At 70.0% G+C, this 6,717-nt stretch carries 3 protein-coding genes; all 3 read right to left on the reverse strand.

All coding sequences use genetic code 11. From position 1 onward, the window contains the following. On the reverse strand, nucleotides 1-1,184 hold a 1,184-nt coding region (locus tag BKE38_RS24535), incomplete at its 3' end, for a glycogen debranching protein (RefSeq protein ID WP_242662558.1). Nucleotide 1,185: 1 nt separating this feature from the next. Continuing rightward, nucleotides 1,186-3,402: a 1,4-alpha-glucan branching protein GlgB gene (glgB, locus tag BKE38_RS24540; RefSeq protein ID WP_083747835.1), complete on the reverse strand. Its 2,217-nt coding sequence runs from the start codon at nucleotides 3,400-3,402 to the stop codon at nucleotides 1,186-1,188. Nucleotides 3,403-3,408: 6 nt separating this feature from the next. After that, nucleotides 3,409-6,714, reverse strand: a complete 3,306-nt coding sequence (treS, locus tag BKE38_RS24545; RefSeq protein WP_076959852.1) for a maltose alpha-D-glucosyltransferase — start codon at nucleotides 6,712-6,714, stop codon at nucleotides 3,409-3,411. Nucleotides 6,715-6,717 lie beyond the last annotated feature (3 nt).

Consider the following 6,717-nt stretch of genomic DNA (forward strand, 5'->3'; position numbering starts at 1 on the left):
TGGTAGCCGCCGGGGCCGATGTCCCAGGGCTCGGCGATCAGCTTCAGCCGCGACAGGACGGGATCCTGGCGGATGGCGTCGAAGAAGCCGGAGCCGGGGTCGAAGCCATGCCCCTCCCGCCCCAGGGTGGAGGCGAGGTCGAAGCGGAAGCCATCGACCCGGAAGGCGGTGGCCCAGTAGCGGAGGCTGTCCATCACCATCTGCAACACCCGGGGGTGCGAGAGGTTGACGGTGTTGCCGCAGCCGGTCTCGTCGATGTGCCGCCGCTCCTCGCCCGGCACCAGGCGGTAGTAGCTGGCATTGTCGAAGCCGCGCCAGGACAGCGTGGGCCCGAGAGCGTCGCCTTCGCAGGTGTGGTTGTAGACCACGTCGAGGATCACCTCGATGCCGGCGGCATGCAGGCGGCGGATGGCCACCCGGATCTCGTCCAGCGCGCCGGTCGCCAGATAGGCCGGCTCGGGGGCGAAGAAGGAGAGGGTGGAATAGCCCCAGTAGTTGCGCAGCCTGCGTTCCACCAGGAAGCGGTCCTGGCAGATCGCCTGCACCGGCAGCAGCTCGACCGCGGTGACGCCGAGCCGCTGCAGATGCTCGATCACCGGCGGGCTGGCGAGGCCCGCGAAGCTGCCGCGCTCACGCGGGGCGATGTCGTCGCGCTGGATGGTCAGGCCGCGCAGATGCGTCTCGTAGATCAGCGTGCGGTCCCAGGGCACTGAAGGCGGCCGGTCGTCGCCCCAGTTGAAGGCGTCGTCCACCACGACCGATTTCGGCATGGCGGCGGCGCTGTCGCGGCGGTCGAAGCTGAGATCGCCGCGCGGCGTGCCGATGCGGTGGCCGTAGAGCGCGTCGGACCAGCGGAGACTGCCGTGCAGCTGCTTGCCATAGGGGTCGAGCAGCAGCTTGTGCGGGTTGAAGCGGTGGCCGTGCTCGGGCTGGTAGGGCCCGTGCACGCGGAAGCCGTAGATCAGCCCCGGCCGCGCCTCGGGCAGGTAGCCGTGGAACACCTCGTCGGTGCATTCGGGCAGCGGCAGGCGGGCCACTTCCCGCCGGCCGGCCGCGTCGAACAGGCAGAGATCCACCTGGGTGGCATGCGCCGAGAAGACGGCGAAGTTGACGCCGAGCCCGTCCCAGCTGGCGCCGAGCGGATCCGGCCGGCCCGGCAGCAGCCAGTCGGGAAGCAGAGGCAAGTCAGCCCTCCATCGGGGTCAGCACGATCGTCGAGAGGCCGGGCAGCTGCAGGTCGAGCGAGTCTTCCAGCCCGTGCGAGGCGGCGCCCGCCGCATGCACCATGCCGCCATTGCCGTTGTTGGCGCCACCATAGATGGCCGCGTCCGAGTTGACGATTTCCCTCCACGACCCGCCCAGCGGCACGCCGACGCGATAGCCTTGCCGCAGGACGGGGGTCATGTTGCAGACGACCAGGGCCGGCGCGGTCCCCTCCGGCCCCAGGCGCAGATAGGCAAAGACGCTGTTCTGGCGGTCATCGAGCACCACCCAGCGGAAGCCGCCTTCCTCGCAATCTCGGGCGTGGAGGGCGGGGATGTCGCGGTAGAGCCGGTTCAGGTCGCGCACCAGCCGCTGGATGCCGGCATGCGGCGCCTGGTCCAGCAGGTGCCAGTCCAGCGAGCGGTCGTGGTTCCATTCGCGGTGCTGCGCGATCTCGCCGCCCATGAACAGCAGCTTCTTGCCCGGATGGGTCCACATGAAGCTGAGATAGGCGCGGAGATTGGCGAATTTCTGCCAGTCGTCGCCCGGCATCTTGCCGATCAGCGAGCCCTTGCCATGCACCACCTCGTCATGGCTGAGCGGCAGCATGAAGCGCTCGGAGAAGGCATAGACCAGGCCGAAGGCGATGCCGTCATGGTGGTACTGCCGGTAGACCGGCTCCATCTCCATGTAGTGGAGCGTGTCGTGCATCCACCCCATGTTCCACTTGAAGTCGAAGCCGAGGCCCCCTTCGTCGGCGCGGCGGGTGACGCCGGGGAAGGCGGTGCTTTCCTCGGCGATCAGCAGCTTGCCGGGGCAGCGCTCCTCGATGATCCGCGACAGCTCCTGGAGGAAGGAAATGCTCTCCAGGTTCTCGCGGCCGCCATGGATGTTGGGCACCCATTCATCGTGCTTGCGGCTGTAGTCGCGGTAGAGCATCGAGGCCACGGCATCGACCCGCAGCGCATCGACGCCATAGGTCTCCAGCCAGTGCAGGGCGCTGCCGATCAGGAAGTTGCGCACCTCCCGCCGGCCCAGATTGTAGATCAGCGTGTTCCAGTCCTGGTGGAAGCCCTCGCGCGGGTCGGCATGCTCGTAGAGCGCCGTGCCGTCGAAGCGGGCCAGGCCATGGCTGTCGGTCGGGAAATGCGCCGGCACCCAGTCGAGGATGACGCCGATCCCCGCCTCGTGCAGCCGCTCGACCAGCCGGGCGAAATGCTCCGGCGGGCCGAGCGCGGCTTGCGGCGCGTACTGCCCCAGCGGCTGGTAGCCCCAGGAGCCGCCGAAGGGGTGCACCATGACCGGCAGGAACTCAACGTGGGAAAAACCCATGCCGGTGAGGTAGGGGATCAGCCGGTCGCCGAGCTCCTCCCAGGACAGCTCGCGGTTGCCGTCGCCGCGCATCCAGGAGCCGGCATGCACCTCGTAGACCGAGATCGGCTGGCTGGCGGGCGGGCCCGACCGGGCCGGCAGCGGCGCCGGCGGGCGGAAGCCGGCCGTGTCGGCGACGATCGAGCCGGTGGCCGGCGCGACCTCCGCCTGCCAGGCGAAAGGATCGGCCTTCAGCGGCAGGATGGCGCCGTTCGGGTCGAGCACCTCGTACTTGTAGATCGTGCCCGGCCCGATATCGGGCAGGAAGATCTCCCAGACCCCGGGGCCGTGGCGCAGCCGCATCGGGTTGCGGCGGCCGTCCCAGCCATTGAAGTCGCCGACCACTGAGACGCGGCGGGCATTCGGCGCCCAGACGGCGAAGCGGGTGCCGCTGACGCCGTCGACCGTCATCGGATGCGCGCCGAGCGTGCGGCCGATGTCGCGATGCGCGCCTTCGCCCAGCAGATGCAGGTCGAGCTCGCCCAGCAGCGGGCCGAAGGAATAGGCGTCGGCCGCCTCCTGCACCGTGCCGCTCCAGTCGATGCGCAGGCGATAGGGCTTGTCCGCGGGCAGCGGCCCTTCGAACAGGCCCGCGGCATGGGTCAGCGCCAGCGGCGCCGCGCCGTCGGCGGTGATGGCGGCCACGGCCGTGGCGCCGGGCAGCAGCACGCGCAGCCAGGGCTTGCCGTCAGCCCCGGGCTGCGGGCCGAGCAGGGCGAAGGGGTCGCCATGGCGCCCCTCCACCAGGGCGGCCACGGCCTCCGGCGGCAGGGTGGCGGGCGCCAGCTTCACGGGCGGCGGGGTGGCCGGCTGGTTCGGATTGGCCATGCCTCGTCACTCCTTGGAAGGGCTGGCGCCCAGGATCGTCGCGCTCAGCCGGGCCAGGCCGTGCAGCGGAATCGGCAGCCAGCCCGGGCGGTTGGCCGCCTCATAGCAGATCTCGTAGGCCGCCTTCTCCAGCAGGAAGAGCTCGAGCAGCGCGGCCTCGGCCTCGCCCGCCACCCAGGGGCGCGGGGTCTCGGCATGCACGGCACGGTAGGCGCCGAGGAAGGCGCTGCCGGCATGGTTGCGGAAGTCTTCCAGCAGCGCGGTGCGGCGCTCGGCCTCCTCGCCGGCGGTGGGCTCGCTTTCCGGGCGGGCGCTGGCCACCGCATAGTCGAAGGAGCGCAGCAGCCCGGCCACGTCGCGCATCGGCGAGGACTTGGCACGGCGCTGCTCGAGCGACTTGGCAGGCTCCCCCTCGAAGTCGATGATGCAGGCGTCGCCCTGCACCACCAGCACCTGGCCGAGATGGAAGTCGCCATGGATGCGGGTCTGCAGCGCGCCCTCGCCGGCGGCGGCCAGCCGGTCGATGGCCGCCGACAGCGCGGCCTTCTGCGCGATCAGCTGGGCTGCGGCCTCGGCATCGGCCGGGCTCGCCCAGTCGCGCGGCGCGGCCAGCGCCTTCAGCGCCGCCTCCAGCTGCAGGCGGGCGCCGCGGGCCCAGGCCTTGGTCTCCTTCGCCGTCGCCGGCTCGGGGTTGAAGGCGGGGTCGTCGCTCTCCTCGGCCAGCACCGCATGCATTTCCGCCAGCCGCTTGCCGAGCGCCGCCGCGAAGACGGCATAGCCGCCGAAGGCATTCTCCTGCTCCTCCGGCGAGGCTTCGGCAACGGCGAGCTCGCCCACGCTGCGCTGCAGGAAGTCGGTCGTCCAGCCCCAGCCATCGCCCTGGTTGCGGACAAAGCCCTGCACCACGACCAGGGTGCGCGGCGTGCCGTCGGCGCCGATGCGCACCACCTCGCCCAGCAGCGGCGCGGTCTGGCCGAAGCCGCGCTCGGTCAGGTGGCGGGTCATCTCCGTCTCGGGGCTGATGCCTTCGGTGACGCGGCGGACCAGCTTGAGGACCGCCTGGTCGCCGATGATCAGCGAGGAGTTCGACTGCTCGGCCGAGAGGCGCCGGATCTCGGCATCCGCCGGGATGCTGGCCGCATCGAACTGCGAGGTCGGCAGGAAGCGGATCTCGCCTTCCGACAGCGGCATCACCGCGCTTTCCGCCAGCCCCTTCAGCACGCCGGTGGGCAGCGCGTCGAGGGCGAAGGCATCGGTGAGCACGCCGACGCGGCGGCCGCGGCGGACGCGGGCCAGCGCCAGCTGCTGCGGCAGGGCGCTGCTGCCCGCCTCGTCCTCCCAGGCGATGCCGAGCGGCAGCAGGTAGCGGGCGCGGCCATCGCCCTCGGTGACCTCCACCTCGGCCAGCAGCACCTCGACCGTGGTGTCGGCCAGCGCCTCGGCGAAGGCCAGGTGCGGATCGGCCGGCGGGCCGTCCTTGCCGGCAAACCAGCGGCGCTTGGCCAGATATTGCGGCAGGGCGTCGTGCTCGATCACCCGGCGCGGGGCGGCGGCCAGCACATCGGCCAGGCCGCCGCGCAGCACCAGGGTGGAGAGCTCGGACATCGCTTCGGGGGCGGGCGTGTGCCAGCTGGGCATGGCGACCTCGGTTGCCAGGAGGAACCAGTAGAAGCCATAGGGCGGCAGGGTCAGCAGATAGGTCAGCTGGCCGATCGGCGGGAAGGAGGAGCCGCCGACGAGTTCCACCGGCACGCGGCCGGCGAACTGCGCCAGGTCGAGCTCCACCGCCTGCGCCGTGCGCGACAGGTTGCAGACGCAGAGGATGGTCTCGCCCTCGTATTCGCGGAGATAGGCGAGGATCTTGCGGTTGCCCGGATAGAGATAGCCGAAATTGCCGCGGCCGAAGGACTGGTGGCGCTTGCGCACCGCCAGCATGCGCCGGGTCCAGTTCAGCAGCGAATGCGGATCGGCCGACTGCGCCTCGACATTGACCGCCTGGAAGCCATAGACCGGGTCCATGATCGCCGGCAGCACCAGGCTGGCCGGATTGGCGCGGCTGAAGCCGCCGTTGCGGTCGGGCGACCACTGCATCGGCGTGCGCACGCCGTCGCGGTCGCCGAGATGGATGTTGTCGCCCATGCCGATCTCGTCGCCGTAGTAGAGGACGGGCGTCCCCGGCATCGAGAGCAGCAGGGAATTCATCAGCTCGATGCGGCGGCGGTCATGCTCCAGCAGCGGCGCCAGGCGCCGGCGGATGCCGAGGTTGATGCGCGCCCGCTTGTCCGAGGCATAGGTGTTCCAGAGATAGTCCCGCTCCTTGTCGGTCACCATCTCCAGCGTCAGCTCGTCATGGTTGCGCAGGAAGATCGCCCATTGGCAGGTGTCCGGGATCTCCGGGGTCTGCCGCAGGATGTCGGTGATCGGGAAGCGGTCCTCCTGCGCCATCGCCATGTACATGCGCGGCATCAGCGGGAAGTGGAACGACATGTGGCATTCGTCGCCGTCGCCGAAATACTGCTGGGTGTCCTCCGGCCACTGGTTGGCCTCGGCCAGCAGCATCTTTCCCGGCGCATGCTCGTCCAGCGCCGCGCGGATCTTCTTCAGCACGACATGCGTTTCGGGAAGGTTCTCGTTGTTCGTCCCGTCGCGCTCGATCAGGTAGGGGATCGCGTCCAGCCGCAGCCCGTCGACGCCGGCATCCAGCCAGAAGCGCATGACGGAGAGCACCTCCTTCATGACCTGCGGGTTGTCGAAGTTCAGGTCCGGCTGGTGGCTGTAGAAGCGGTGCCAGAAATAGGCGCCGGCCTCGGCGTCCCAGGTCCAGTTCGACTTCTCGGTGTCGAGGAAGATGATGCGGGTGCCTTCGTACTTCTTGTCGGTGTCCGACCAGACGTAGAAGTCGCGATGCACCGAGCCGGGCTTGGCGCGGCGCGCCCGCTGGAACCAGGGATGCTGGTCCGAGGTGTGGTTGATGACCAGCTCGGTCACCACGCGGATGCCGCGCGCATGCGCCGCCTGGATGAAGCGGCGGATGTCGGCCAGCGTGCCGTATTCCGGATGCACCGCCTTGTACTCGGCGATGTCGTAGCCGTCGTCGCGCCGCGGCGAGGGGTAGAAGGGCAGCAGCCAGACGACGTCGACGCCGAGCGTCGCGATGTAATCCAGCTTGGCGATCAGCCCCGGCAGGTCGCCCACGCCATCGTCGTTCGAATCGAAGAACGACTTGATGTGCAGCTGGTAGATCACCGCATCCTTGTACCAGAGCGGATCGGCCGGATGCTCCGGCAGCGGCGCGGCGGCGGCGGCGGGCAGGTG

The sequence above is a fragment of the Teichococcus deserti genome (assembly GCF_001982615.1).
GTDB classification, from domain to species: Bacteria; Pseudomonadota; Alphaproteobacteria; order Acetobacterales; family Acetobacteraceae; genus Pseudoroseomonas; species Pseudoroseomonas deserti.

Coding starts and splice junctions, on each gene's coding strand:
- glgB (WP_083747835.1), bottom strand. CDS start 3,402: ATGGCCAATCCGAACCAGCCGGCCACCCCGCCGCCCGTGAAGCTGGCG.